Consider the following 24,878-nt stretch of genomic DNA (forward strand, 5'->3'; position numbering starts at 1 on the left):
TGGTGGAGCCAAGCGGGATCGAACCGCTGACCTCCTGCATGCCATGCAGGCGCTCTCCCAGCTGAGCTATGGCCCCACGTCGCTGAGGTGCGAAATCATAGCGATGGGTACTGGGGTTGGCAAGCATTTATTGCAGCTTTCTGCATGCCGATCCAGACACCCGGAAGCCGCTGCGAACGCAGCCGAAGTGCGTTGCTGCTCACCGATACCGAACCCAGGCGCATCGCCACCGCCGCGTACGGCCGAAAGCATCAGCAACACGCCTGTCTTCTCAAGGCAAAAGGCAGCGCAGCGGCGGTCGGTCGGTCGGTAACAGCTGTTGCCGCTCATAACGGCGGACGATATCGATAGGCACGCTGGCACGGCGTGCGGGTTGACCCCTATCCAGAGAGCCCTCCGAATGTGACCACCATCAACTCTTGAGTGAGGTCTAGAGCCCCTAGCCGCTGAAAAGCAAGGCTTCTGACGCAGTTTGCAGCTTTCTTCATAGCCTCGGCCTGTACGCGATTCCTAACCTGCAGCCACCGAAGAGCCACGCCGTCAATGGCGGCGGCTCTGTTCGCGGGAGGCAAGAGGAGGAGCTGATGGACGCAAACAAGAACGAGCTGACAGAAATCGCAGTAGTGGAATACCCGGGTGCTGACCCTTCGGCTGCATCGATGCTGGCCGAGATGGCGCATGTCGGAAACCGGCTGGCGCAGCAACAGGGTCGGCATACGGCCCGCATTCTGGTGTCGCGCTGGATCATGGCCAGCGATGGTGGCGGACCACAGCGGGTAGCCGGCGCGGAGATGCTGGATGCGACCGTGCCTGCGATCATCGCCCTGCCTGGGCAGGTCAGCCAGAACGGACAGATCCGTGATGAGACCGTGCTGCTGGACTGGTTAAGCGCCCACTACGACGGCGGAAGCCTGATGGCGGCGGTGAATGACGGAATCGGCGTGTTGTCACGCGCCGGACTGCTGGCTGGCCGGACGGTTGCCAGCGTGGACGCCACCCGCTTCCCGGGGCTGTCATCGCAGAGCGGAAGCTGGGTTCCCAGTGAACGGTTGCTGGTGGACGATGGCGACCTGCTGACCGTCACCGGATCCCAAGCGTGGCGATTCCTCGCCCTGCGCCTGCTTTACCGGGTGCACGGCCAGGGCGTGATGGCGGCGGTGGCTCACCAGCAGGGCATCGTGGTGCCTGCCGGCATCCAGCAGGACCTGGAGCGCTTCAGTGCCAACTTCGCCCATGGCGATCGCGACGTGCTCAAGGCGCAACGATGGCTGCATACCACGGCCGCGCGCGGTGCCACGCTGGGGGCGATCTGCCAGGCCTCGGGACTGGAGCCGCGCACGCTGCAGCGTCGCTTCCTGAAGGCAACCGGGCTGCGCCCGATCGAGTATTGCCAACGGCTGCGCATCGCCAAGGCACAGCTGCTGCTGCAACTGGGCGGAGCCATCGATGAAGTGGCCTGGGGCGTCGGTTATGCGGACCAAAGCGCATTCCGCCGTCTGTTCCTGCGTATCGTCGGCATGACCCCGGCAACGTACCGGCGCATGGTGGCCGGCAAGCAGCGCGCCGCGCAGTCAGGCCCGTCGCCGATGGGCAGCCCGTTCCGACCCGTCGACCGGCACGCTGCCTGAATGGAAACCTGTCCAGTGGGTTGCTGCGGCCGTGATGGTGAACGACCCTCGTTCCTGCTGAACCTGCCGGACAGGATCCGTTGAAGACACACCTGTGATGATGAGCCTGGGACCAGTGCCACTGCCGGTGGCACTGGCCATCTTTTTCCTGCTGCTGGCGTTGCTGGTGGCGCGCCTGTGGCCGCGCCCGCCCGGCGCGGCATGGCGGCCCGCCACTGCCTTGCTGGTGGACATGTTCCTGCTGGGGCTGCTGGCTGCACGGGGATTGTTCGTGCTGCGCGCCGCACCCTTGTACCTGACCGATCCCGGGTCGATCCTGCGCATCGGTGATGGCGGCTTTGACCCCATTGGATTCTTCGCCTGTGCCGTGGGCTGGGGCGCGTGGAAGCTGCGTCGGCACCGTTCACTGCGCCCGGCCGTCGTTGCCGCCGCGCTGTTCGCCACGGCCGGTTGGTGGGTTGCCACCGCTGGCCTGCAGCATTGGCAGGCAGGGCAGGTCAGCCTGCCGGCGATGGTGCTGCACGACCTGGGTGGCCAACCGGTTGCATTGGCCGCAGGGCAGGGCAGCCCGCTTGTGGTAAACCTGTGGGCCAGTTGGTGTGGGCCGTGCATCCGCGAGATGCCGGTATTGGCAGCGGCACAGCGAGCGCACCCGCAGGTGCGTTTCCTGTTCGTGAACCAGGGCGAGGATGCGGAGACGGTGCAGGACTTCCTGCGCGTGCATGCGCCAGGCCTGCAGGGCGTGCTGCTGGACGAGCCGGCCCGCACGGCTGAGGCGATGGGCGTGCAGGCCTACCCGAGTACCCTGTTCTTCGACCGCGAAGGCGAGCTTCGCGAACTGCACCTGGGCGAACTGACCGCTGCAGGCCTCGAGCACAAACTGCGTCGGCTACGGTAGCCTGCGCGGGCATTCAATCAGGAGTTGTCATGCTTTCCACGTATCTGCGCGCCGCACCAGCGGCGCTGGTGTTGCCGATCCTGCTGGCGGTGTCCGGCTGTGGCCAGGCGCAGGCGCCGAAAACCGCGGCTCAGGCAACGCCTGCCGCTGCGGGTGCCAGTGGGGACGCAACCGGCGTCCCGGCCCCGATCAAGGGCCTGCAGAAGCTCGGTTTCGAAGTGGTTTCAGAGTTCGAAGCGCCTGGCGGCCTGCGCGGGTTTGCCGGTGTGGTCAATGGCCAGCAGCCTGCCGCCGCTTACCTGACTCCCGATGGCAAGCATGTGGTGGTGGGCAGCCTGTTCGATGCGCAGGGCAATGACGTGGCGCGCGATCTGCTGACCGAAAAGGTGGCCGGGCCGATGACCGAGAAGATCTGGTCGCAGCTCCAATCCAGTGCCTGGGTCGCCGACGGCAAGGCCAGCGCGCCGCGCGTGGTGTACACCTTCAGCGATGCCAACTGCCCCTACTGCCACAAGTTCTGGGATGCGGCGCGGCCGTGGGTGGATGCTGGCAAGGTGCAACTGCGCCACATCTTGGTGGGCGTGATCCGCGAAGACAGTCCGGGCAAGGCAGCGGCCATCCTGCAAGCGGCCAATCCGAGCGCTGCCCTGCTGGAGAACGAGCACGCCTTTGACCGCGGTGGCATCAAGCCGGTGGCGATCAGCGCCGATGCGTCGCGCAAGCTGGATGCCAACCAGGCGTTGATGGTCGAGATGGGTTTCCAGGGCACGCCGGGAATCCTGTTCAAGGATGCTGAAGGGCACGTGCAGCGTCGTTCGGGGCTGCCGCAGGGCAACGATCTGGAACTGATGTTCGGGCCGCGCTGATTTTGTGCTGGTTTGCCGGGCCTGCGGCCCGGCACCCGCTTTTCAAGTTGAAGCAACGGCAACGTCAACGGCTGCAGGGCTGGTTGTTGGCGGGGCGGGGTGGCTGTGCAGGACACGGGTCCACGCCATCGCATTCGCGCTGTCGCTCCCTCGCTTTGCTGCGCAAACCGTGGGCCCCTCCTCACCAGCACCCACACCCCGCCGCTTCGCGGCCGCCCCTGACTCAGGGGCTCCCTCCACCCCACACGCTGCAGGGGCCTTCGGCGCTACCGCTTTTCTTCTTCTCTACGCGGGTGGCGGCCACCGGAACCTGTGAGAGGGCCGGGCGGGGAGGCTGTGCGGGGCCTTGAGCGGCAGGAGCCGCGAAGAGCTACATGGACGTACTTGCGCGTGCCCCGCATAGCCTCCCCGCCCGGCCTCAAGCACGTAGCCAGCTGTACGCAGCCACCCGCGAGGGGGTTCCACCCGTTCGACCCACCCGCCTACGGCGCCGAAGGCGTCCCCGGCCGCACGTAGAACGAGCGCCCGGTATCGTCCACGAACATCAGCTCGGGCGCGCCCTGCCACGAAGTCAGCATCGCGCCCGTATTGTTCTGGTGCTTGACCATCAGCGTGGCACCCCGGTCCGGGTTGGCGACCACCTTGAAGACTTCGGTGGCGCCGGTGGCATCGTCCAAGGTCAGGACAGCTTCGCCGCCGACGTCCGCGGTGCCATAGCCGCCGCGTTCGGAGCCGTCCGGGCCGAGCAGTACCAGGCCGGACAACGGGGCGCCACGCGGGCCCAGCGGCTTGCCGCCAGTGGTGGGATCGGGGACCGGGGCGCCCAGGATCAACCGCGCCTGGCCGTTCGCGTCGGTGATGATGAGTCCGCGGGCATGCAGCACCTGGTCGGGCGATTGCGCCCGCTGCTGGCGCCATGCGGTCCAGCCGCAGGCGGCCAGGGCGACCAGGGAGAGCGCGAGGGCGGTGCTGCTCAGGGCACGTGACATGGACGGATTCCTTCCTTGGATCGATCCACGACAATAGCCGATGCACGCGGCGTGCTCCAGTCGTCCATGCGACCTTCGCCGCATGCGACGGAGGTTGACAGCAACAAACCCCCTCGACCACTCTTCACCTGTTGGATTGCCTCGCAGTCCAGGAGCAGGTTGTCACGCCGGACGGAGGGGTCCGTGCGCAGGCCCGCTCCGCCCCGGTCCCTGCAGCATCGCTTCGGCGAGGCCTGTATGCGGGCTAGCGCTGCTCCCTTCGGCGGCACCCTTTCCAGGACCGACTGCGCAGGCATCGGGTTTGAAACGTCTGTCGATGAAAACGATTACAAAGCAGCTCTCCCTTTCCGCCGCCGTTGCGCTGGCGCTCTCCGTTCCGGCCTTCGCTGCCGATACCACGCCTTCCTTCACTGTGTTGGCGCTGGACAAGGCACCGCAGGCCGCCGATGTCGGTTCGCTGGCCACCCAGCTGACGTCGGTGCAGGCCGATGTGGTGACGGTGCTGGACGTGGAGCGTGCGGTCGGGGCGATCGATCCGCTGCAGACGCTGGCTGACCAGCTCGGCTTTGCCTACCGCTTTGTCCAGGCCGAGGTGGATGCCGAAGGCACTGCGCAGGGCCAGGTGATCCTCAGCCGTGTCCCGGTGCAGGCCGAGTCCGGTCCGGACCAGATCGGCCGGGGTTATCTGCGACTGGCCGATGACCGTCATGTGGTGGCGCTGTATGCGCAGGCCGGTGCGGATGCGACGGCGCTGCCGGCCCTGCTGCAGTCCTCGCGCCTGGGGGCGCCGGCGGTGCTGCTGGCGTCGCAGGCGGTGCGGGCCGACGGCTTCGCCGCAACCGCGGTGGACGGCGTGGCCAGCAACGGATTCGCTGAAGGCCGCGCCTCCACGCTTGACCTGCGCGATGGCGCGGGTCGCAAGCTGCAGGCACGGCTGCTGACCTTGCCGTATGCGCAGGGCGCGACGCCGCCGCAGCCGTGGATGGACACCACGCTGGGCGCCGATGAGCGCACCCGCCTGCTGTTGGGTGAGATGACCCAGGACGAAAAATTCCAGATGCTGCGCAGCTACTTCGGGCTGGGCAAGGACGGCGGTCCGCTGCCGAAAGGCGCGGTCGGTTCGGCCGGCTTCGTGCCCGGCGTGGCGCGGCTGGGCATCCCGGCGCAGCAGTCGGCCGATGCCGGCGTAGGCGTGACCAACCCCGGCGGCATCCGCAAGGGCGACTTCGCCACCGCGATGCCGTCCGGTCCATCCACGGCGTCCAGCTGGAACCCGCTGATCGCCTATGTCGGCGGCGCCACGATGGGGCGCGAAGCCTGGCAGCAGCGCTTCAACATCCTGCTCGGTGGCAGCGTCAACCTGCAGCGCGATCCGCGCAACGGGCGCAACTTCGAATACGCCGGTGAAGATCCGCTGCTGGGCGGGGTGATCGTGGGTGAGTCGATCCGCGGCATCCAGAGCCAGCACGTGATCTCCACGATGAAGCACTACGCGCTCAACGACATGGAGACGCGGCGCAACTTCCACAGCGTGCAGATCGGCGACCAGGCGATGCACGAGTCGGACCTGCTGGCCTTCGAGATCGCCATCGAGCTCGGCAAGCCGGGTTCGGCGATGTGTTCCTACAACAAGATCAACGGCATCTACGGCTGCGAACATCCGTACCTGATGAACCAGGTGCTGAAGCAGGAATGGAAGTTCCCCGGTTTCGTGATGTCCGACTGGGGCGGCGTGCACAGCGGCTCGAAGGCGGCGCTGGCCGGCCTGGACCAGCAGTCGGCCGGCGAAGTGTTCGACGCCACCACCTTCTTCGACCAGCCGCTGCGCCTGGCCGTGGCCGGTGGCACGGTGTCGCAGGCGCGGTTGGACGACATGGTGTCGCGCATCCTGCGCACGATGTTCCTGCACGGCAACTTCGACAACCCGCCGCAACACCAGCCGATCGACGTGGAAGCCGGCTATGCCGCGGCCCAGCGCACGGTGGAAGAGGGCAGCGTGCTGCTGCGCAACGAAGGCAACCTGTTGCCGCTGGCCGAGAGCGTGAAGCGCATCGTGATCATCGGCGGTCACGCCGACAAGGGCGTGATCGGAGGCGGTGGTTCGTCGATGGTGGGCATCACCGCCAAGGGCACCAACGCGGTACCGGGCGTGATGCCGACCACCTGGCCGGGTCCGGTGATCTTCCACCCGTCTTCGCCGCTGGAAGCGCTGCGCGCCGAGCGGCCCGATGCCCAGATCACCTATGTGGATGGCCGCAATCCGGCGGCCGCCGCGCGCGCGGCCGCACAGGCCGATGTGGCCCTGGTGTTCGCCACCCAGTGGTCGGCCGAATCGGTCGACTTGCCGGACATGCAGCTGCCCGACCAGCAGGACGCGCTGATCAGTGCGGTGGCCAAGGCCAATCCGAAGACCGTGGTGGTGCTGGAAACCAACGGCCCGGTGCGTACGCCGTGGCTGGCCCAGGTGCCGGCGCTGCTGCAGGCGTGGTATCCGGGCATCCGTGGTGGTGAGGGCATCGCCGCACTGCTCACCGGCAAGGTCAATCCGTCCGGTCGCCTGCCGGTGACGTGGGTGGTGGACGAATCACAGCTGCCGCGCCCGCACGTGCCGGGACTGGGGTTCAACCCGAAGCAGCCGGCGGTGGACATCTTCGATTTCGATATCGAAGGTGCCAACGTGGGTTACAAGTGGGCTGCAGCCAAGGGCCTGGTGCCGACCTTCGCCTTCGGCCATGGCCTGTCCTATTCCAGCTTCGCCTACGAGAACCTGCAGGTGAGCGTGGAAGGCCAGCGCCTGGTCGCCAGCGTGGACGTACGCAACACCGGCGCGCGTGCCGGCGCCGATGTTGCCCAGCTGTACCTGAAGCTGCCACAGGGCCACACCACGCCGATCCGCCTGGTCGGTTTCGACAAGGTCAGCCTGCAGCCGGGTGAGCAGCGCCGGATCCGCATCGAAGCCGAGCCAAAGACCCTGGCTGATTTCGATCCGACCGCGCGGGAGTGGAAGATTGCCGCTGGTGACTACCAGCTGCAGCTGGGTCGCAACGCGGCCGAGCCGCTGCAGGTGGTGGATGTGACGCTGCAGGACACCGTGGTTCGCTGATTGCGGTCAGGGAGGTGACGACCAACGGTCGTCACCCATCTGGAGGTCGTCACCCACTTGGAGGTCGTGACCCACCGGGCGGTCGTCACCCGCCCGGTTGCATGTCAGCCCGTGTTGTTCACAGCGGCGGGTAATCGGTGTAGCCCTTTGCACCGCCGCCATACAGGGTGGCCTGGTCGAGTTCGGCCAGCGGTGCGTCGCGGCGCAGGCGTTCGACCAGGTCCGGGTTGGCGATGAACGCACGACCGAACGCCACCGCATCGGCATAGCCCGATGCCAGCGCGGCTTCGGCCCGCGTCTTGTCGTAACCGTTGTTGGCGATCCATGCGCCGCCGAAACGCGAACGCAGGGCCGCGTAGTCGAACGGGATATTGTCCCGGTCACCGCCGGTGGACCCTTCGATGACGTGCACGAAGGCCAGCCCCTCGATAGCGTCCAGGCGTTCCACGGCGCGTTCGAACAACGGCTGCGGATCGCTGTCGTGGGCATCACCGGCCGGGGTAGTGGGGGACAGCCGCACGCCGGTGCGCGCCGCACCGATCGTGTCGGCCACTGCGCTGACCACTTCGAACAACAGGCGGGTACGGTTCTGGATGCTGCCGCCGTAGGCGTCCTCGCGCTTGTTGCTGCCATCGCGCAGGAACTGATCGATCAGGTAGCCGTTGGCCGCATGGACTTCCACACCGTCGAAGCCGGCTTCGATGGCGTTGTGCGCGGCCTTGCGGTAGTCCTCGATCAATGCCGGGATCTCGTCCAGGGCGAGCGCGCGCGGCGTGGACACGTCTTCGAAACCGTTGGCGGTAAAGGTCTTCGCATCGGCGCGGATGGCACTGGGCGCGACCGGCACCTCACCTTCCGGCAGCAGGCTGGTGTGCGAGATGCGGCCGACGTGCCACAGCTGCAGCACGATCTTTCCGCCGCGGGCGTGGACCTGGTCGGTCACGGCCTTCCAGCCCTGCACCTGTGCGCTGCTGTAGATGCCCGGTGTGTCCAGGTAACCCTGGCCCAGCGGACTGATCTGTGTCGCTTCGGCGATGATCAGCCCGGCGCTGGCGCGCTGCCCGTAGTACTCGACCGCCAGCGGCGTAGGGACGCGGTCCGGCAGGGCGCGATTGCGGGTGAGCGGGGCCATCACCACCCGGTTGGCGAGGGCGATCGCGCCCAGGCGTGTAGCAGAAAACAGCACATTGTCATCGGTTGGCATCAAGCATCCTTCGTTGGGGGAGGAAGGGCCGCATCAGGGCCCGTGCGCCGAGCATAGGACCTGGGTTGTTGCAGCGATGGGAAGGCCTGTTGCACGCGCCGTGGACGCATGTTGCGGGCGCGTCACGAGGCGCGGCGTAACGTTGCCGGTGATGGCTGGACCCCATCCAGACCAACGCAACAGGAGTCGAGCAGTGATTGATTACCAACTCAAGGGCAAGACCGCGATCGTGACCGGCGGCGTTTCCGGGATCGGGCTGGCCGTGGCGGAAATGCTGGCCGCGTCCGGTGCTGCGATTTCGGTATGGGACCTCAGGCAGGAGGCGGTTGACGCCACTGCCGAAGCGCTGCGTGGCAAGGGCGCAAAGGCGCTCGGCATCGCACTGGACGTTACCGACGAGACCGCCGTGGAAGCGGCCGTGGCAAGCACCGTGGCCGAACTTGGCAGCGTGGATATCGCGGTCAACAACGCCGGCATCGGCGGTCCGGCCGCGATCAGTGGGGACTACCCGGTGGAGGGCTGGCGCAAGGTCATCGACGTGAACCTGACCAGCGTGTTCCTGTGCCAGCGCGCGCAGATCCAGGCCATGCGCAAGGCCGGCCGTGGCGGCAGCATCATCAACATGGCCTCGATCCTGGGCCAGGTGGGGTATGCCGGTTCGGTGGCCTACGCGGCGGCCAAGCATGGCGTGGTGGGTCTGACCCAGACCGCGGCCTGGGAGCATGCCGCCGACCAGATCCGCATCAACGCGGTCGGACCCGGTTTCATCAGCACCCCGTTGCTGGAACAGATGGATCCGAAGGTACGGGCCACGCTGGAAGGCCGGCACGCGCTCAAGCGCCTGGGTACGCCTGAAGAGGTCGCCGCGCTGGTGGCCTGGCTGGCCAGCGATGCCGCATCGTTCGCTACCGGCACCTACTACGCCATCGATGGCGGCTACTTGGCACAGTAACCATCGGCTTTCACGGTCCTCGCACGGCATTCCGGCGACCTTCACGATTTGACCAAGGGAAGACGTGCGATGGATTTCAGCCAGGATATCTCCCTGCTGCTGCGGGTAGCCGCGGCCATGCTGTTCGGCGGGGTCATCGGGTTCGAGCGCGAACTGGGCAAGCATGCGGCGGGACTGCGCACGCACATGCTGCTGGCCGGCGCGGCGGCGCTGATCGTCGGGCTTGGCGATTCAGTGGCCGAGCATTTCCAGCAGGACCAGTATCGGGACCTGCTGCAGGTCGATCCGATCCGCCTGATCGAGGCGGTGGTGGCGTGCGTGGGCTTCATCGCCGCCGGCACCATCATCCGCGGTACGCGCGATGGCGAAGTCAGCGGCCTGACCACCGCCAGTTCGCTGATCATGTCCGCCGCGGTCGGCATCGCAGTCGGTATCGGCGCGTATGTGATCGCCAGCGGGGTGACGCTGATGTGCGTGGTGGTGCTGACCGTGATGCGCCGAGTCGAGAAAAAACTGTAAACCGGCGCATTCGCCGAAAGGCGAATTGCCTGGCGGCCCCGTTTGCGCTCACAGTCGGACATGATCATTTCCGCCTCCACCGACTACCGGGCAGCGGCGCAGCGCCGGTTGCCGCCGTTCCTGTTCCATTACGTGGACGGGGGTGCCTACGCCGAGCACACGTTGCGGCGCAACGTGGAGGACCTGGCCGGGATCGCGCTGCGCCAGCGCGTGCTGCGCGACATGTCCGAACTGGACCTGCAGACCGACCTGTTCGGCGAGACGCTGGCGATGCCGGTTGCGTTGGCGCCGGTCGGCCTGACCGGCATGTTCGCGCGGCGTGGCGAGGTCCAGGCCGCACGTGCGGCAGCCAGCCGGGGGATCCCGTTCACGCTGTCCACGGTATCGGTGTGCCCGATCGAAGAGGTGGCCCCGGCGATCAGCCGGCCGATGTGGTTCCAGCTGTATGTCCTGCGTGATCGTGGCTTCATGCGCAATGCGCTGGAACGCGCACAAGCGGCCGGGGTGACCACGTTGGTGTTCACCGTGGACATGCCGGTGCCCGGTGCGCGCTACCGCGACATGCATTCGGGGATGAGCGGGCCGAATGCTGCGCTGCGTCGCGCCGGACAGGTGCTGGCGCATCCGCGCTGGGCCTGGGACGTCGGCGTGCGCGGGCGCCCGCACGATCTGGGCAACGTCTCGGCTTACCGCGGCGATGCCACTGGGCTGGCCGACTATATCGGTTGGCTGGGCAGCAACTTCGATCCGTCGATCAGTTGGAAGGACCTGGAATGGATCCGCGAATTCTGGAAGGGATCGATGGTGATCAAGGGCATCCTCGACGCTGATGACGCGCGCGATGCGGTGCGTTTCGGTGCCGATGGCATCGTGGTGTCCAACCATGGCGGGCGCCAGCTGGATGGGGTGCTGTCGACCGCGCGCGCCTTGCCGGCCATTGCCGATGCGGTAAAGGGCGAGCTGAAGATCCTCGCCGATTCGGGCATCCGTAGTGGCCTGGACGTGGTGCGCATGCTGGCGCTGGGCGCCGATGCGGTACTGCTCGGACGCGCCTTCGTGTACGCCCTGGCCACCCATGGAGAAGCCGGGGTGGCCAACCTGCTGGACCTGGTGGCGAGGGAGATGCGGGTAGCGATGACCCTCACCGGGGCGCGTTGCATCGCCGACATCAGTCCCGACCTGCTGGTCCGCGCGGACTGAAGGCTGCCCCGGTGCTGCGATTACTCGCAGCGCACGGCGGTGATCACGTCCTGCTTGTCGATGAAGACGCGCAGGCGATCGGTTCGCAGGTCTTTGGTGGTGATCGTGCCGGGGCCGATCGGGTTGACCAGCCCGGCGCCGCTTTCGCGCGACAGCCGCCGCATGTTCGCCTCGTTCGCAGGCTGGCCCACGGCCCATCCCAGCGCGCTGGCCTGGCACTGGCCACTGCCGCGCACCTGCGGGCCCGGGCTGCTGGCACAGCCGTTCAGGGCCAGCGTGCCGAGCAGGGCGAGGGGGATCATCATGCCGTGGCGGGTATCCATCAGTGCGCTTCCACAGGGGCGGTGGAAGCACCATAGCACTGCCTGGCGTGATGGCCATGGTCAGTGTGGCAGCGCGCCCTGCAGGTAGCTTTCGATGACATAACTGAAAGGCCGCTGCGCGCTGTCGCGCAGCAGGGCACGCACTTCCAGCACGGTGGCGCCGGCACCCTCGCCGCGAGCGGGCCAGTAGGTTTGATCACGCAGGGTCTGGCGCTTGAAGCCGAGCGCTGCGACCACCCGGCCGAACGGTTCGTCACTGCCATCGAGCACGCTGTTCATCGCAGGCGTCAGCAGCGCGGGCACGTACCAGTTGTCCGCTTCGGACAGCACCCGCGGACCGCAGGCCAACTGCACGCGGCGGTAGCGCAGCGGCGTGCTGGCGTCGACCTGCAGCGCCCTGCGTACGTCGTCGGGCGCATCGCGCTGTACGCCCTGGACCCGTACCGCGCGGACCCGCCCCTTGTCGGCCAGGCCATGTTCGGCGCACCAGGCTTCCAGGGCCGCCGTGGCGCTGCGGCCGGCCAGCACACGCTGGTGCAGTTCCTCCACGCGCTGTTGCGGCGTTGCGGACGCCGTCGGGGCGTTCTGCCCGGTCTGCGCATCGGCCGCGGCCAAGGCGGCAACCGGCGCTGCCGCCAGCAGCGAGGCGGCCTGCCAGCGAAGGCGGTCGGTGCGGTCGAACGGGCCCATGGATCCTGCTGTGGTGGTTGCGTCAGCGCTAGTTTACCCGCTCCTGCGGTCGACCCGCTGCCGGGGCACCGGGCAGTGGCGTGGTGGATGCCACCGGCAACGGCGACCTGCTGCAGCGCGCGATGTTGATCGGCTACCTGTCCGGCTTCCATACCGACGCCGGGCTGCTGCTGGCGCTGGCCATGGTCACCACCCACGCCGCTGCGGTGCTCGGCTTGCTGGAACATGGGCTGCGGGAGGGCTTGCCGGCGACCTTCGTGGCGGTACGCGCCGATCACGGACCGGCAGCGGTGGCGGGCGTGCCGTCGGACCGCGTTTCGATGCGCCGGGGACGCTGGATCCTGCCCCCGCGCAGCGCCTGAGCAGGCCGGTCACCGCGTTTCGCTGTCGACCTGGCGCTTCAGCTCCAGCGCAAGTGCGCGCACGCCGTCGTCGGCGTTGTCACGGTAGAGGATGCCGATTTCGTAGCTGTCGATCACCGGCAGTCCGTGTTCGCCATCGATGATGCGATGGTCGGCGGTCACCGCACGACGTGGCAGCAGGCTGATGCCGATGCCATCGGCCACCGCGCCCTGGATGCCGCTCAGCGAGGAACTGGTGAAGGTGATCCGCCAGCGCCTGCCGAGCGTTTCGATCGCATGGATCATCTCATCGCGGTACAGCCCACGGGGGGGGAAGGTCACCAGCGGCAGCACGTCCTGGCCAGCGCTGGGCGCGGCCCTGCCGTCGATCCAGTGCATCGGTTCGGGCCAGCAATGCACGGCGGGCCGGCTGTTGCGGCGTTGCTTGACCAGCACCAGGTCCAGCTCACCGTGGTCGAAGCCCTGCGCCAGGTCCCGGCTCAGGCCGCTGCTGATTTCCAGTCGGACCTGCGGATTGCTCCGGTTGAAGGCGGCCAGCATGCGCGTGGTGGTCGGGTTGACGAAATCCTCGGGCACGCCGAGGCGCAGCGTCGTGGCCACCGTTGCACCCGCCAGCGCCTGCAGCAGTTCGTCGTTCAAGCCGAGCATGCGGCGCGCGTAGCCCAGCAGCGTCTGGCCGGCGTCGGTAGGCTGCACGTCGCGGTGACCGCGTTCCAGCAGGCGATGGCCGGCCAGCTGTTCCAGGCGGCGCACCTTCTGGCTGATGGTGGACTGGGTGGAGTGCAGTCGGCTGGCGGCCGCGGTGAAACTGCCGCAGTCGGCGACCATGACCAGGGCGCGCAGCAGATCCAGTTCAAACAATGATCTATTCGCCTGGTTCATCGCTGATATTCAGTTATTTTGTTTCCGCATGGATGAAGCGACTTCTACCATGCGCTGACGCGGTGTGCCAGCGCGCATACCCGACTTGATTCCCACGGCCTGCGCGCCGTGCAACCGGATGCCGCCCATGTCTGCTCGAACCGTCTGCCTGCTTGCCTTCGCCCTTGCCGGGGCCGGCGTCCCCGCTGTCCCGCTGGCCTCGCCGAAGGTCGCCGACGTGCTGATCCAGCACGCCACGATCGTCGACGTCGAAGCGGCCACGACCCGTCCCGGACAGAGCGTGGCACTGCGTGGCGAGGACATCGTCGCCGTCGGTGACGATGCCTCCATGGCCTCCCGATGGTCCGCCGCGCGGCGGATCGATGCGGGCAACCGGTACCTGGTTCCAGGGCTATGGGACATGCACGTGCACTTCGGCGGTGGCCCGGCCCTGATCGAGGAGAACAAGGCCTTGCTTCCGCTCTACGTCGCGCATGGCATTACCACCGTACGCGATGCGTCCGGCGACCTGCCGCAGCAGGTACTGCAGTGGCGCGGGCAGATCGCCAGCGGTGCGCTCGAGGGGCCGCGGCTGCTGACTTCCGGGGCCAAGATCGAAGGCCTCGAACCGGTCTGGAAAGGCACGCTGGAAGTGGGCAGCGAGGCGGACGTGGATGCGGCGATCGCGCAGCTGCGTCGCGACCGGGTGGACTTCGTCAAGATCACCGACAGTACGTTGAAGCCCGAGCTGTTCCTGTATGCGGCCAGCGCGGCGCGCAAGGCCGGACTCAAGGCCTCCGGGCACATCCCGATGGCCTTGACGGTGGAGCAGGCCGTCGATGCCGGCCTGGCGTCCATCGAGCACCTGGATTACGCGTTCAAGGCCGGCAGTCGGGAACAGGCCGCCATCGCCGCGGATTTCGGCGCCGGGCGGATCGACCGCGCGCAAGCCAACCAGCGCCTGGATGCCAGCTTTGATCGGGACACTGCGATGTCGGCCTACCGTGACTTCGCCCGTCGCGGCGTCTTTGTCACGCCCACGCTCAACGGCGGACGCATCCTGGATTTCCTCGACCAGGACGACCATCGCCACAATCCCTACCTGGCCTACATCGGGCCCGGGCTGCGCGCCACCTATGCATGGCGCGTGGATCGCGCCGCCAAGGCCACGCCGGCGCAGGTGCAGGCGCGCCACCGGCAGTACCACCAGGTGGCTGCGGTGCTGCCGATGCTGCAGCAGGCCGGGGTGACGATCATTGCCGGTACCGATGCCGGGTTCCTCAACGCATTCAACTATCCCGGCATCGGGCTGCACCAGGAACTGCAGTTGTTCGTGCGCGAAGGACTGACGCCGCCGCAGGCACTGGCGGCAGCTACCCGCGCCGGTCCGGCCTGGTTCGGCCAGATGGACCGTTACGGTTCGGTGGAAGCGGGCAAGGCCGCCGACCTGGTGCTGCTGGACGCCAATCCGCTACAGGACATCAGCGCCACCGAGTCGATCAACACGGTGGTGCTGCGTGGCAAGGTGCACGACCGCGCCGCGCTGGACGCGATGTTGCAGCAGGTGCGCAGCAAGGTGAAAGCCTGGGACGCGGCGCAGGGCGGCGCGCGCGTCGATTGAACCGCGTACCGCGGTTCACTTCGGGTGTTCAACCGCGATGAAGACGATGCTCAGCAGGCGGCCGTGCGGTCGATGGATGTCCGCCACGCTGTCGAGCATGAGCACCAGGACGTTGAGCACGATCACCAGCATCACCGCTGCTTCCAGACGGCGTGCCACGCGGCCACGCTCGGCGATGCGGCGCGCTGCATGCCGGAGGTGCGGGAGCGCGGGATTTGGCGGTCAGGACGGGCAGGGAGGGCAGGGCGGGCAGCTTGGTGGGTTGCGGCAGGGTGCGGAATACAAGAAACACGAAAAGGTGAATCCGCCGCCTTCGCCTCTTGGCCGGCGTTCATCATTGCCGCAGCGTGGAGGCAAGGAGGATCGCCATGCACGCTTCAGCCTGGTGGTTGGCGGTCGGCATCGGTGTCTGCTCGGCTGCCTTTGCAGGCCCGGTCCATCGGTGTGGCAGCGGCGCCGCAGTGCGTTACCAGGACGCAGCGTGCGCGGCGGGCGAGCCGGCGGTGCGGTGGACGCTCCCGGACAGCGCGGCAAGCGGGGAAACCGCGGCCGCAATGCCCGTTGCCCAGCCACGGCCGCCGCCCGTCAGCCGCAGGACGCGTCAGCAACGGCCGGGTCGGCTTGTGTTGATCCCCCTGCAACGCGATCCGCAGGCCTGCAGCCGCGCGCAGCGTGCACGCAGGAACGCCCTGCAGCGGCGACGCCGACGCGAATCCTTCGTCCAACAACGGCACTGGGACGATCGGCTGCGCGATGCCTGTCGATGAAGGTCCAGCGCGCTCGCCGTTTCAGTCGCGTCCTATGGGGATCGAGGACGGGTCCGACTAACGTGCAGGTCATCTCCAAGGAACCCTGTGGCAACCAGGAACGCCGCGCGCTGCGTGGATCCTGCCTGCCTGCACGCCCCCAGCATGATTGCCTGCCTGCGGCCCTTCATCTACCTGTCGCGCCTGCGTGGACGTGATCGACCTGGCGGTGACCTGCGCGTGGTCCATCGGCATACGCGGCGCCTGCTGCTGGCGGCGGGGATACTGCTCAGCATGCTGTCGTGCATCGCACTGGCGATCACCGTGGCGTCCTGCGTGCGTGCCAGGCAGCAGGACCATCTGCACGATTTCCTGCGCGCACGCGCAGCAGTGGACGCGCACCTGCTCCATGACCACGACCACTACGCCAAGCTTGCCCGCTTGACCGCCTACGCATGGCGACGGGGTACGGAAAGGGATCCTGCGCTGCAGGCAGCGGATCTGCGGCGTTACTTCGCCGATGGCCAGACGCTGCGGGTCAAGCAGGGAGCGGGTGCAGCCGTGCAGCTGGTGATTGGACGGGATACGCAGCGATGGCCCGCAACACGGCTGAGGCGCTACCTGGCGCTGTCGCGATCGATGTCGCTTCTTTCGCAGCTGGAGACCGATGGTGCAGCGGCTGCGAGCGTGGCTTACTTCCTCGATCCCAGCGGACACTTTGCCGTGCTCGACGACGGCCTGCAGGACAGTGCGCTGGCCCGTGCGCTGTCCGGCGCGGACCGTGATGCGCCATTCGGCCAGCTGCGCGCGTATGTAAGATCGAGCCTGCCTGGGCCTTTGGGCGGCAGCGTGGCGACACCGGGCCCGACCCACGGCGATCACCGCAACCGCATCGGCATGGCTGCCCATCCCCTCAGCGGAAGGCCGTCGCGGATCACCGCGTTTCCGGTCCATGACGGCACGCGCGCGGTGGGTGTGCTGGTGGCCTTCGAACCCGTCGCAGCGCTTGCCGGCCTGCTTCGCCAGGCAACGGCCGACAATCTGCTGGTGGTTGGCCCCGATGGCGAAGTCATCGTGGGTTCGCGCACGGACGCGCCCGTCGACCTGCTGCACGAATTGAAGGATATCCGCCGATGGCCACGAGCCGGCTCGGGCATCAGCGAGTACCTGCACGAAGGCAGGCTGGGGTTCGCTGCGCCGCTGGCGGGAACCGGCTGGTCGCTGGTCAGCCTGCTGGACGGGCGTGAACTGCTGGCCGAGGCACGGCGCGAGCTGGGCATCGCCGTGGCCGTGTGGGCGCTGGGCATGGCCACGCTCTGGATCCTCCTGGGATGGTTGGACCGACGCGTGCTCGCGCCGGCAGCGCATCGGTCGCGGCAGGTGCATGCCGATGAACAGCTGTTCCGCTCGCTGATCCAGATGACGCCGGCCGGGCTGTGCCTGATAGACACCGAAGGGGCGCAGGCGGTGGTCCAGAATGAGCTGATGCTTCGTTACGCGGCCGCGGCCGAGCGATGCGGCATGGACCTGTATGCCGCCCTGGTGGAGGGCCACACCCGCGCGCGCGGGGTGGGCGGTGAGGGCGATCCGGCGATCGCCGAATTCGAACTGTCTCATCCTGCAGCGGGCCGGGTCGCCGCGCGTCACTTGCTGGTCAGTGCGACCCAGGTCGTCCACGAGCAGCGCAGCGTACTGTTGTGCGTGCTGCAGGACCTGACCGCCCGGGTTGAACTGCAGGACCAGAAGGACCTGCTGCATGACCAGGCAGAATCCGCGCACCGCGCCAGATCGCGCTTCCTGGCCGCGATGAGCCATGAGATACGCACGCCACTGCATGGCATCCTGGGCCATCTGGAGCTGTTTGCGCGCTCGCGGCTGGACAACGAGCAGCACGCGCGCCTGCGTCGCATCACCCAGTCCGCCGATTCGTTGCTGCTCATCATCAGTGACGTGCTTGATCTGGAGCGCGCCGAGGCGAACCAGCTCGGGCTGCAGGTGGTGCGCTTCGAGCCAGCGGTGCTGATCGAAGGCGTAGCCCTGCTGTATGCGCCATTGGCGCTGGGCAAGGGGGTGGACCTGGACCTGCTGGTCGATCCGCTGCTGCCCAGCCACTGCACCGGCCCGATGGCACGCATCGAGCAGGTGCTGCGCAACCTGGTCGGCAATGCCATCAAGTTCACGCCTTCCGGCAGGATCGAGATCCGGCTGCTGCCATCGGCGCAGCCGGGAGCGCTGCGCTGGGAGGTCGCCGATTCGGGAATCGGGCTGACCGAAAGGCAGCAGGAGAATCTGTTCGAGCCTTTCATCCAGGCCGACGACTCCATTGCCGGCCGCTTCGGCGGTTCCGGCCTTGGCCTGTCGCTGTGCCGGCAGTTGTGCCGGCTGATGGGCGGGGACATCGATGTGCACAGCACGCCGGGGGTGGGCAGCGTGTTCGGTTTCGATGTCCCGCTGCTGCCTGCCGAACGTCCCTGCGAGGGAGGGCGGGGTGTGCTCTCAGGTCGCCGGGTGCTGCTGCATTCGACGGTGACCAGTTGGCGCGAAGAGCTGGCGCGGCGGCTGCGCCGATGGGGCGCCGAGGTCCTGGTGCTGGACACGTTGGGGCAGGCGGACAAGGCCGATGACAGCGGACCGTTGCCGCTGGTGATGTTCGAACGCAACCAGCGCGCTACCGGTCCAGCGCGGCACGCCGGGGTCGAGCGTATCGTCCGTGTGCGCAGTGACGGGCCGCTGCGGGCCGCGCTGCGCGAAGGGGTCTGGCAGGTGTCGGCTTATTCGGCCGCATCGCTGCTGGAAGCACTGCTGGAACCGGGACACACGGAGGACGGGTCGGTCGCGATGGATGGGTCGATGGCAACCCCGGCAGCGATCGGCTAGATTCGAGCCGCGCAGGTGCGCAAAGGGAATCGGCTTGGATACGTTGCCAACCAGTGTTGCATCGACCGTGCGGGGACGCTCACTGTTGCCGTCGCTACGCCGCCACCAGCGCAGGCTGTTGTTCGGCGGCGGGGGCGTGGTCAGCCTGTTGATCCTGGCGACCCTGCTGGTGGCCCTGTTGTCCGACGTGGGCGCGTTCCATGCAGCGCAGCAGCAGCGGTTCGCCGAAGCGCGCGCCTCGGTCGACTATTTCCTGTTCCAGCGCGACCGTGCCTATGCCGCCAACATCAACGGCAGCGAGGCCATGTGGAACGGGCAACAGGCACAGCTGCAGGCGCAGGGACGGCCGCTGGCAGACCGCTTCCTCGCCGCTGGCGGCCAATGGGTGGTGCGCGCGGAGGGACGTACCGCCGTGCCGTGGCTGGTACTGGGGGCGAAGGACAACCCGCTGCCACGGCCGCAGCTGGATGCCTACCTTGGCATCATGGTCGAGTACTCGGCCTATACCGCCGCTACCGTGACCGCCTTGCGTGCCTCTGGTCCGGTCACGATGTATCTGTACGAACCGCAGGGACGCCTGTTGGCGGTTGCCGGGGTTGCCGACGAGGCCCAGCTGCTGCGCGCGCTTGGGGTTGCCAATCGTGAAGAAGCCTTCGCCCGGTTGATGGTCGATGAAGAAAGGGCCCGGGCCATGCGGCCGCAGGTGGGTCCAGTGGAAAGTGCCGCCTCCGGCGGCCGCTTGATCTCGCGCTTCGATACCAACCCGATTACCGGCCAGCCGTCGCTGGTCGGCGTGCAGACCCTGCTGCAGGGGCGGGATCCGGCGTTCCGACGCATCGCCTTCGAGCCGGTCGAGACCATCAAGACGCGGCTGGATGAGCGCGTTTCCGGTGCCTACGCCGTGGTCACCCGCGACGGGCGCACGGTGCTGCGCAGTGCCGGCCTGGCGCGTGATGTCAGCCCCGCGCTGGCGCGGCGGATCGCCGGTGCCGTCCCGACGGGGGACGGCCGGCTGCATGTGGGGGGGCAGTTCATCGTGCATGGGCCGGTATATGGGGTGGACTGGACCGTCCTGCACCTCTATGACTGGGTTGATCTGTGGCACGAGAAAGGCACGCGGCTGCTGGGGCAGGCGCTGGCTGCGGCGGTGATCCTGCTGGCGTTGTGGCTGCTGCTGCTGCGGCTGGACCGTCGCGTGTTCACCCCCGCGCTGGCAGACGCCTCCCGCGTGTACGAAAGCGAGGCGTTGAGCAGGGTGATCATCGATACTTCGCCGGTCGGGCTGGTGCTGATCGACCCGTCCAGCGGTGAGCCGCTGGTGGAAAACGAGCCGGCCCGGCAAATGGCCGCACAGGGCGTGGCCGCGGACGGCCAAGCGCTTTACGCGGTGTTGTCCGGGCGCGCGCGTGACGCCGTTGCGGCCGACGGCGATAGCGCCCATGAGTTCCAGTTGAACGCCGAGGGACCTGCCCGGCATGCGCTGAAACTACAGGTGGCGATGGCCCCGGCCATGTTCCGCGACCGTCCCGTGTGGGTCTGTGCGTTGCGCGATGTCACCGCGCAGGCAGAGCTGGAACAGACGCTGCGGGTTGCGCGCAGCGATGCCGATCGCGCGCGCGCGGCGGCCGAGTCGGCATCGCAGGCGAAATCCGCCTTCGTTGCCACCATGAGCCACGAGATCCGCACCCCGCTCAATGGGGTGCTGGGCCACCTGGAGTTGCTGGCGCGTTCGCCGATGCAACCAGCGCAGCAGGAGCGCGTAGAACGCATCCGGCTGTCGGCCGACGCCTTGCTCGGCATCATCAGCGATGTGCTGGATTTCTCCAAGATCGAAGCAGGCCAGCTGGACATCGACCCGGTGGCGTTCGAGCCGCGGCCGCTGATCGAACAGGCTGCGCTGTTGTTTTCCGCACAGGCCCAGCGCAAGGGGGTGAAACTGTACTACGCGCTGGATCCGGCGCTGGACAGCGTGTTCCTGGCCGATGTGCAGCGCATCCGCCAGGTGCTCAACAACCTGCTGGGCAATGCAGTGAAGTTCACCGAGTCCGGCAGGATCGTGGTCAGGGCCGCGCTGGTGGAGCGCCCCACCGCGCCGGATCCTCTACTGCGGCTGCAGGTGGTGGATTCAGGCATCGGGCTCGCCGAAGACCAGCTGGGGCAGTTGTTCCAGCCCTTCCAGCAGGCCGATGCGAGCGTCTCGCGTCGCTACGGCGGCAGCGGGCTCGGGCTGGCGCTGTGCCAGCAGCTGGCGCGCCTGCTGGGCGGCAGCATCGGCGCGGAAAGCACGCTGGGCGTGGGCAGTGTGTTCACCCTGGAGGTACCGGTGCAGCGTGCCGGGGTGCCCGTCCGTCCCGCTGCAGTGCTTGCCGGCCAGCGCATCACGCTGCTGTCGGCCGCGGCGGAATGGCGGCTGGAAATCGGCGGGCTGTTGCAGCGGGTGGGGGCGGACGTGACGGTGCTGGAGCAGCCGCCACTGGAGCCGGTGGCCAGCGAGGGCGCCACGCTGCTGCTGTTCGGCGAGCGGCGCGCGTGGAGCGCCGATGACGAGGCGGCACTGGTCGCACGCCACCGCTATGTGGTGCGTGCCTACGCCAATGGACCCCTCTCGCCGCAGCAGATGGCCGATGGGGTGCATGTCAGCTGCTATGCAGGACAGTCGCTGCTGCGTGCGCTGGGCGCGCTGCACGGCGCTGTTTCGCCCCTGCCGCCCGCACCGCCGGCGGCGGCCGTCAGCGCGCGCGGCAGGGTGTTGCTGGTGGAAGACAATCCGATCAACCGCGAATTGATCCAGCAGCAGCTGGAAACACTTGGATTTACCGTGGACACCGCAGAGGACGGCAAGGAAGGGCTGCTGGCGTGGCGCCAGCATGAGCACCTGGCCGTGCTGACCGACATCAACATGCCGGTGATGGATGGTTACGCGCTGGCGCGTGCGCTGCGGGAACGCGCGGCTTCGCTGCCGATCCTGGCGATAACCGCCACCGCACTTGCCAGCGAGCGCGAGCGCTGCCGCCAGGCCGGCATCACCGACCTGTTGCTCAAGCCGCTCAATCTGGAGACGCTGGGTCGCGTGCTGCTGCAGCATCTCGGTCCGATGCCCGGCATTGCCGTGGAGGCTGCCGTGCGGCCTGCCAGGCCGGCCGACGTCGCCCCGCCGGGCGGCGGGATGGTACTCCCGGACCACCTGCGCCGCACGTTCGTCAACAGCTCCAGGGACGACCTGCAGCGCATCGCGCGTGCCCGCGCCGATCAGGATCAACCCGCCCTGCTGGATCGGGTACACGCGCTCAAGGGCGTGCTGATGATGCTGGGGCAGCGCGGGTTGGGGGAGCGCTTCAGCGAGATCGAAGCGCAGTTGCGCGAGGGCGGACCGGTGGACGCCGCCGCGCTGGATGGGGTGATCGAAGCGCTGCAGGTGCTGGTGGACCAGCAGGCGGCGCAGCTTGGCGCAGGCTGAAGCGGCCTGCGCGGATCGGCTCAGCTGGCGGCCCCCGACAGGCCCAGTTCGACGGCGTATTTGAACAGGTCCGCATCGCGCTCGATGCCCAGTTTGGCCATTCCGTTGACCTTCTGCGTGCTGACGGTCTGCTTGCGGCGGCCGAGTTTTTCGGCAATGGCGTTGACGCTCCAGCCGGCCACGAACAGGGTCAGTACCTCACGCTCGCGTGGCGACAGTGCCAGAGGGGGGCGCTGGGTGCCGCGCGAGGGCAGCAGGGGGGCGATGCTGGGCGAAAGATACCGGCGCCCTACGTGGGCGGCGGTGATCGCAGCGGCGATGTGGCTTACGTCATCGGCCTTGCTCAGGATATGGCTGATTCCCGCTTCGAACAGCGTCTGCACGATCGCGGCCTGGTCCAGGCCCGTGAACACCACGATCTGCAGTTCCGGATAGCGCTCGCGCAACAATTGCAGCAACGGCAGGCCATCGCCATGGGCGCCGCCCGGCATGGCGTAATCGGTGACCAGTACGTCACAGGCTTGTGCATCGAGCAGCGCTATCAGTTCGGTAGAATCGGCGGCGGATCCCACATGGACCAGGGCCGGGATCGAATCAAGGGCGGACTCGACGGCCATCCGGATCAGCGGGTGATCGTCTGCCACGACGACGTGGATCGAATTATCGGCCATTCAGGACTCCAGCTTTCGTGGTCAGCCCCTGCAGATAGGGGGCGCGGCGCAACTATATGACAGCTTCGATTGAAGGTGGCATATAGTTCCCGGAATACCCTCAACCCATGGGCCGATGACGTGCCACTTCGCATAGCGATCGCCGATGACCACCCCGTGCTGCTGGCCGGGATCACCCATCTGCTCCAGTCCGAGGCCGACATTGAGGTCGTGGGCGTGGTGAAGGACTCCACCGCCCTGGTGGCGCTGGTCAGCGGGCACGGGGTGGATGTGGTGGTCACCGATTTTTCGATGCCGCATGGGCAGTACGGTGACGGCATCGCCATGCTGCGGTTCCTGCATCGCCGGTTCCCGCAGACCCGGCTGGTGGTGCTGACCGGGATGGAGAGCCCACTGGTGCTGAACAATATCCTGGCGGCGGGCGTGGAATGCATCGTCAGCAAGAGCGATCCGATCGAGGAAGTGTTGCCGGCGCTGCGGATGGCGTGGGCGCAGCGCGGCTATCTGTCGCCGCAGGTGCGGGCGCGCCTGGTGCCGGAAGCCGGGGCGGATGACGAGGGCCAGCAGTTGTCCAAGCGCGAGAAGGAAGTGCTGCGCATGTATGCCGAAGGGCTTTCGGTGATCGAGATCGCTGCCCGCATCGGACGCTCGCGCAAGACCATCAGCACGCAGAAGGTGTCGGCGATGCGCAAGCTGGGGCTGGCGACTGACGCCGATGTGTTCCAGTACGCCATTGCCCATGGCCTGGTGAATGCCTCGCAGCAGGCCCGGGCGAATGCGGCCGAAGCGGAGTAGCGTTTAGTCCGGGTCCGATACGCGGCGCGTGCGCATGCCTCTATGGTGGCATGCAATGTCGTGGATCAACCGGTGCCGATGTGCTGCCCCTTCCACCCGCCCCTGTCGTGCTGATGCTGGCCCGGTTTTCCGATCTCGACGCGAAAGGGCAGGCTGCCTTCCTTGATGCGCTCAATGCGTATCTGTATGCCTCGCCGCAACAGCGCAGGCGCCTGCGCGATGCCTGGCGCCTGCACGACTACGGTGCATCCTGCGCGGACGACCCGCCCTGCAACGACCCGCCCGGCCTCGGCTGACCCTCGATGGCGCCGTGCAGCGCCATCGTACGGGCCAGCACGGTCGGATCAGTCGACCTGCGGGGCCGACGTCGGCGACGGCGGCGGGGTCGGCGTGGGCAGCGTGGTTTCCGGATTGCCCTGTTGCAGCTGCAACTGCTGGATGCGCTGCTGCAACGTGCCGAGCTGGCTGTTGCTGCTCTGCAGTTCGGTGCTCAGGCTGACCGCCTGCTGCTGTGCCTGCTGCAGCGCGGTGCTTACCTGCAGCGACTGCGCGCGTTCCTGTTCCACCTGCGCCTGCAGGGTGCGCAGGCGCTCTTCGTTGAAGCTGACCAGGCGCTCGGTGTAGCGCTTGCCCGCATCCAGGCGGATGGTGTCGATGTTGACCTGCGCCAGCTGCTCGGTCTGCTGCACGAACGTGCGGTAGACGTGGTCGGCATTCTCCACCGAATCGGTCTTGATCACGCGCCAGAAATTCTTTTCCTGGAACAGCGCCACGTAGTAGTTCAGCGTGCTGGGATTGAACAGCAGGCTGGCACCGTAGTTGCCGTTGTAGGTGGTGCGCAGCTCGGTCAGCTGCTTGGCGTCCATGAGCTGGCGCAGTTCGTCGACCGAATTGCGCGCTACCGGCGCGGTGCGTTCGGTATCCGGCATCGGCGTGCGCTCTGCGCGCGCGGCATGCGCTGCCGGCACCGAAAGGATCATCGCCAGTGCAGCCGCCACGACGCGCGTGCGTCGAATGGGCGCTGCCGTCCCTGAGTCATGTCGCATGTATGGACCACCCACGAGTGGATTGTTGTTGATGTCGATAGTTCCCCGAACGCAGTCTAGCATGCGCGAT

21 protein-coding genes, 1 tRNA gene and 1 pseudogene are annotated in these 24,878 nt (G+C 67.5%); 13 read left to right on the top strand and 10 right to left on the bottom strand.

The window, feature by feature from the left end; translation table 11 throughout:
* Both H9654_RS01205 and H9654_RS17695 read right to left on the bottom strand, forming a co-directional pair.
* A tRNA-Ala gene (locus tag H9654_RS01205) sits at positions 1 to 76 on the bottom strand.
* A gap of 228 nt (positions 77 to 304) precedes the next feature.
* A pseudogene (locus H9654_RS17695) lies at positions 305 to 388 on the bottom strand (heavy metal-responsive transcriptional regulator); the annotation flags it as partial.
* 196 nt (positions 389 to 584) lie between these two features.
* On the opposite strand from H9654_RS17695, the gene H9654_RS01210 reads away from it, so the two are divergent.
* The 3 genes from H9654_RS01210 (at position 585) to dsbG (ending at position 3,392) form a co-directional block, all read left to right on the top strand.
* Positions 585 to 1,628: a GlxA family transcriptional regulator gene (locus tag H9654_RS01210; protein ID WP_182655751.1), complete on the top strand. Its 1,044-nt coding sequence runs from the start codon at positions 585 to 587 to the stop codon at positions 1,626 to 1,628.
* Between the two features lie 100 nt (positions 1,629 to 1,728).
* Positions 1,729 to 2,526 carry a TlpA family protein disulfide reductase gene (locus tag H9654_RS01215; protein ID WP_318241099.1) on the top strand — a complete coding sequence of 266 codons (798 nt, stop codon included), beginning with the start codon at positions 1,729 to 1,731 and terminating at the stop codon, positions 2,524 to 2,526.
* 29 nt (positions 2,527 to 2,555) lie between these two features.
* Positions 2,556 to 3,392, top strand: a complete 837-nt coding sequence (gene dsbG, locus H9654_RS01220; protein ID WP_191768356.1) for a thiol:disulfide interchange protein DsbG — start codon at positions 2,556 to 2,558, stop codon at positions 3,390 to 3,392.
* A gap of 482 nt (positions 3,393 to 3,874) precedes the next feature.
* Here dsbG and H9654_RS01225 read toward each other — a convergent pair whose 3' ends face one another.
* The gene (locus tag H9654_RS01225; protein WP_191768358.1) at positions 3,875 to 4,381 is read right to left on the bottom strand and encodes a hypothetical protein; all 507 of its coding nucleotides are present in this window, start codon (positions 4,379 to 4,381) and stop codon (positions 3,875 to 3,877) included.
* A gap of 316 nt (positions 4,382 to 4,697) precedes the next feature.
* Between H9654_RS01225 and H9654_RS01230 the strand changes: the two genes are divergently transcribed.
* The gene (locus H9654_RS01230; protein ID WP_191768360.1) at positions 4,698 to 7,484 is read left to right on the top strand and encodes a beta-glucosidase; all 2,787 of its coding nucleotides are present in this window, start codon (positions 4,698 to 4,700) and stop codon (positions 7,482 to 7,484) included.
* Positions 7,485 to 7,602: 118 nt separating this feature from the next.
* Here H9654_RS01230 and H9654_RS01235 read toward each other — a convergent pair whose 3' ends face one another.
* A complete protein-coding gene (locus tag H9654_RS01235) occupies positions 7,603 to 8,688 on the bottom strand; it encodes an alkene reductase (protein ID WP_191768361.1) in 1,086 nt (361 codons plus the stop codon).
* 193 nt (positions 8,689 to 8,881) lie between these two features.
* Here H9654_RS01235 and H9654_RS01240 point away from each other — a divergent pair, with 193 nt between their 5' ends.
* The 3 genes from H9654_RS01240 (at position 8,882) to lldD (ending at position 11,359) form a co-directional block, all read left to right on the top strand.
* The gene (locus H9654_RS01240; protein ID WP_191768363.1) at positions 8,882 to 9,640 is read left to right on the top strand and encodes an SDR family NAD(P)-dependent oxidoreductase; all 759 of its coding nucleotides are present in this window, start codon (positions 8,882 to 8,884) and stop codon (positions 9,638 to 9,640) included.
* A 69-nt stretch (positions 9,641 to 9,709) separates the two neighbouring features.
* Complete coding sequence (locus H9654_RS01245) at positions 9,710 to 10,159, top strand: MgtC/SapB family protein (RefSeq protein ID WP_042613935.1); 450 nt, start codon at positions 9,710 to 9,712, stop codon at positions 10,157 to 10,159.
* Positions 10,160 to 10,219: 60 nt separating this feature from the next.
* Positions 10,220 to 11,359 carry an FMN-dependent L-lactate dehydrogenase LldD gene (gene lldD, locus H9654_RS01250; RefSeq protein ID WP_191768372.1) on the top strand — a complete coding sequence of 380 codons (1,140 nt, stop codon included), beginning with the start codon at positions 10,220 to 10,222 and terminating at the stop codon, positions 11,357 to 11,359.
* Positions 11,360 to 11,379: 20 nt separating this feature from the next.
* Here lldD and H9654_RS01255 read toward each other — a convergent pair whose 3' ends face one another.
* Positions 11,380 to 11,682 (bottom strand): I78 family peptidase inhibitor, encoded by a 303-nt coding sequence (locus H9654_RS01255; RefSeq protein WP_182655758.1) that lies wholly within the window; start codon positions 11,680 to 11,682, stop codon positions 11,380 to 11,382.
* 60 nt (positions 11,683 to 11,742) lie between these two features.
* Complete coding sequence (locus tag H9654_RS01260; RefSeq protein WP_191768374.1) at positions 11,743 to 12,372, bottom strand: hypothetical protein; 630 nt, start codon at positions 12,370 to 12,372, stop codon at positions 11,743 to 11,745.
* Between the two features lie 80 nt (positions 12,373 to 12,452).
* Here H9654_RS01260 and H9654_RS01265 point away from each other — a divergent pair, with 80 nt between their 5' ends.
* A complete protein-coding gene (locus H9654_RS01265) occupies positions 12,453 to 12,734 on the top strand; it encodes an amidohydrolase family protein (RefSeq protein WP_225211785.1) in 282 nt (93 codons plus the stop codon).
* 9 nt (positions 12,735 to 12,743) lie between these two features.
* Here the strand turns inward: H9654_RS01265 and H9654_RS01270 are convergent, their stop codons facing one another.
* A complete protein-coding gene (locus H9654_RS01270) occupies positions 12,744 to 13,616 on the bottom strand; it encodes a LysR substrate-binding domain-containing protein (protein WP_191768375.1) in 873 nt (290 codons plus the stop codon).
* Between the two features lie 127 nt (positions 13,617 to 13,743).
* On the opposite strand from H9654_RS01270, the gene H9654_RS01275 reads away from it, so the two are divergent.
* Positions 13,744 to 15,216, top strand: a complete 1,473-nt coding sequence (locus tag H9654_RS01275) for an amidohydrolase family protein (protein WP_191768377.1) — start codon at positions 13,744 to 13,746, stop codon at positions 15,214 to 15,216.
* A gap of 15 nt (positions 15,217 to 15,231) precedes the next feature.
* Here H9654_RS01275 and H9654_RS01280 read toward each other — a convergent pair whose 3' ends face one another.
* Entirely contained in the window at positions 15,232 to 15,375 is a 144-nt protein-coding gene (locus H9654_RS01280; RefSeq protein WP_191768378.1) for a hypothetical protein, read from the bottom strand.
* A gap of 695 nt (positions 15,376 to 16,070) precedes the next feature.
* Between H9654_RS01280 and H9654_RS17915 the strand changes: the two genes are divergently transcribed.
* Positions 16,071 to 18,839, top strand: a complete 2,769-nt coding sequence (locus tag H9654_RS17915) for an ATP-binding protein (protein WP_191768380.1) — start codon at positions 16,071 to 16,073, stop codon at positions 18,837 to 18,839.
* Between the two features lie 34 nt (positions 18,840 to 18,873).
* Positions 18,874 to 22,296: a hybrid sensor histidine kinase/response regulator gene (locus H9654_RS01290; protein ID WP_225211786.1), complete on the top strand. Its 3,423-nt coding sequence runs from the start codon at positions 18,874 to 18,876 to the stop codon at positions 22,294 to 22,296.
* 20 nt (positions 22,297 to 22,316) lie between these two features.
* On the opposite strand, the gene H9654_RS01295 is transcribed toward H9654_RS01290, so the two are convergent.
* The gene (locus H9654_RS01295; protein ID WP_191768382.1) at positions 22,317 to 22,967 is read right to left on the bottom strand and encodes a response regulator; all 651 of its coding nucleotides are present in this window, start codon (positions 22,965 to 22,967) and stop codon (positions 22,317 to 22,319) included.
* Between the two features lie 120 nt (positions 22,968 to 23,087).
* Between H9654_RS01295 and H9654_RS01300 the strand changes: the two genes are divergently transcribed.
* A complete protein-coding gene (locus H9654_RS01300) occupies positions 23,088 to 23,762 on the top strand; it encodes a response regulator (RefSeq protein ID WP_191768384.1) in 675 nt (224 codons plus the stop codon).
* Between the two features lie 107 nt (positions 23,763 to 23,869).
* Positions 23,870 to 24,058, top strand: a complete 189-nt coding sequence (locus H9654_RS01305) for a hypothetical protein (protein WP_191768386.1) — start codon at positions 23,870 to 23,872, stop codon at positions 24,056 to 24,058.
* Between the two features lie 48 nt (positions 24,059 to 24,106).
* On the opposite strand, the gene H9654_RS01310 is transcribed toward H9654_RS01305, so the two are convergent.
* Positions 24,107 to 24,808, bottom strand: coding sequence for a DUF2968 domain-containing protein (locus tag H9654_RS01310; protein WP_191768388.1), 702 nt, complete (start codon positions 24,806 to 24,808; stop codon positions 24,107 to 24,109).
* Positions 24,809 to 24,878: the final 70 nt, after the last annotated feature.

Origin of the sequence: Stenotrophomonas lacuserhaii (genome assembly GCF_014836545.1) — a bacterium.
In the GTDB taxonomy this organism is placed as follows: domain Bacteria; phylum Pseudomonadota; class Gammaproteobacteria; order Xanthomonadales; family Xanthomonadaceae; genus Stenotrophomonas; species Stenotrophomonas lacuserhaii.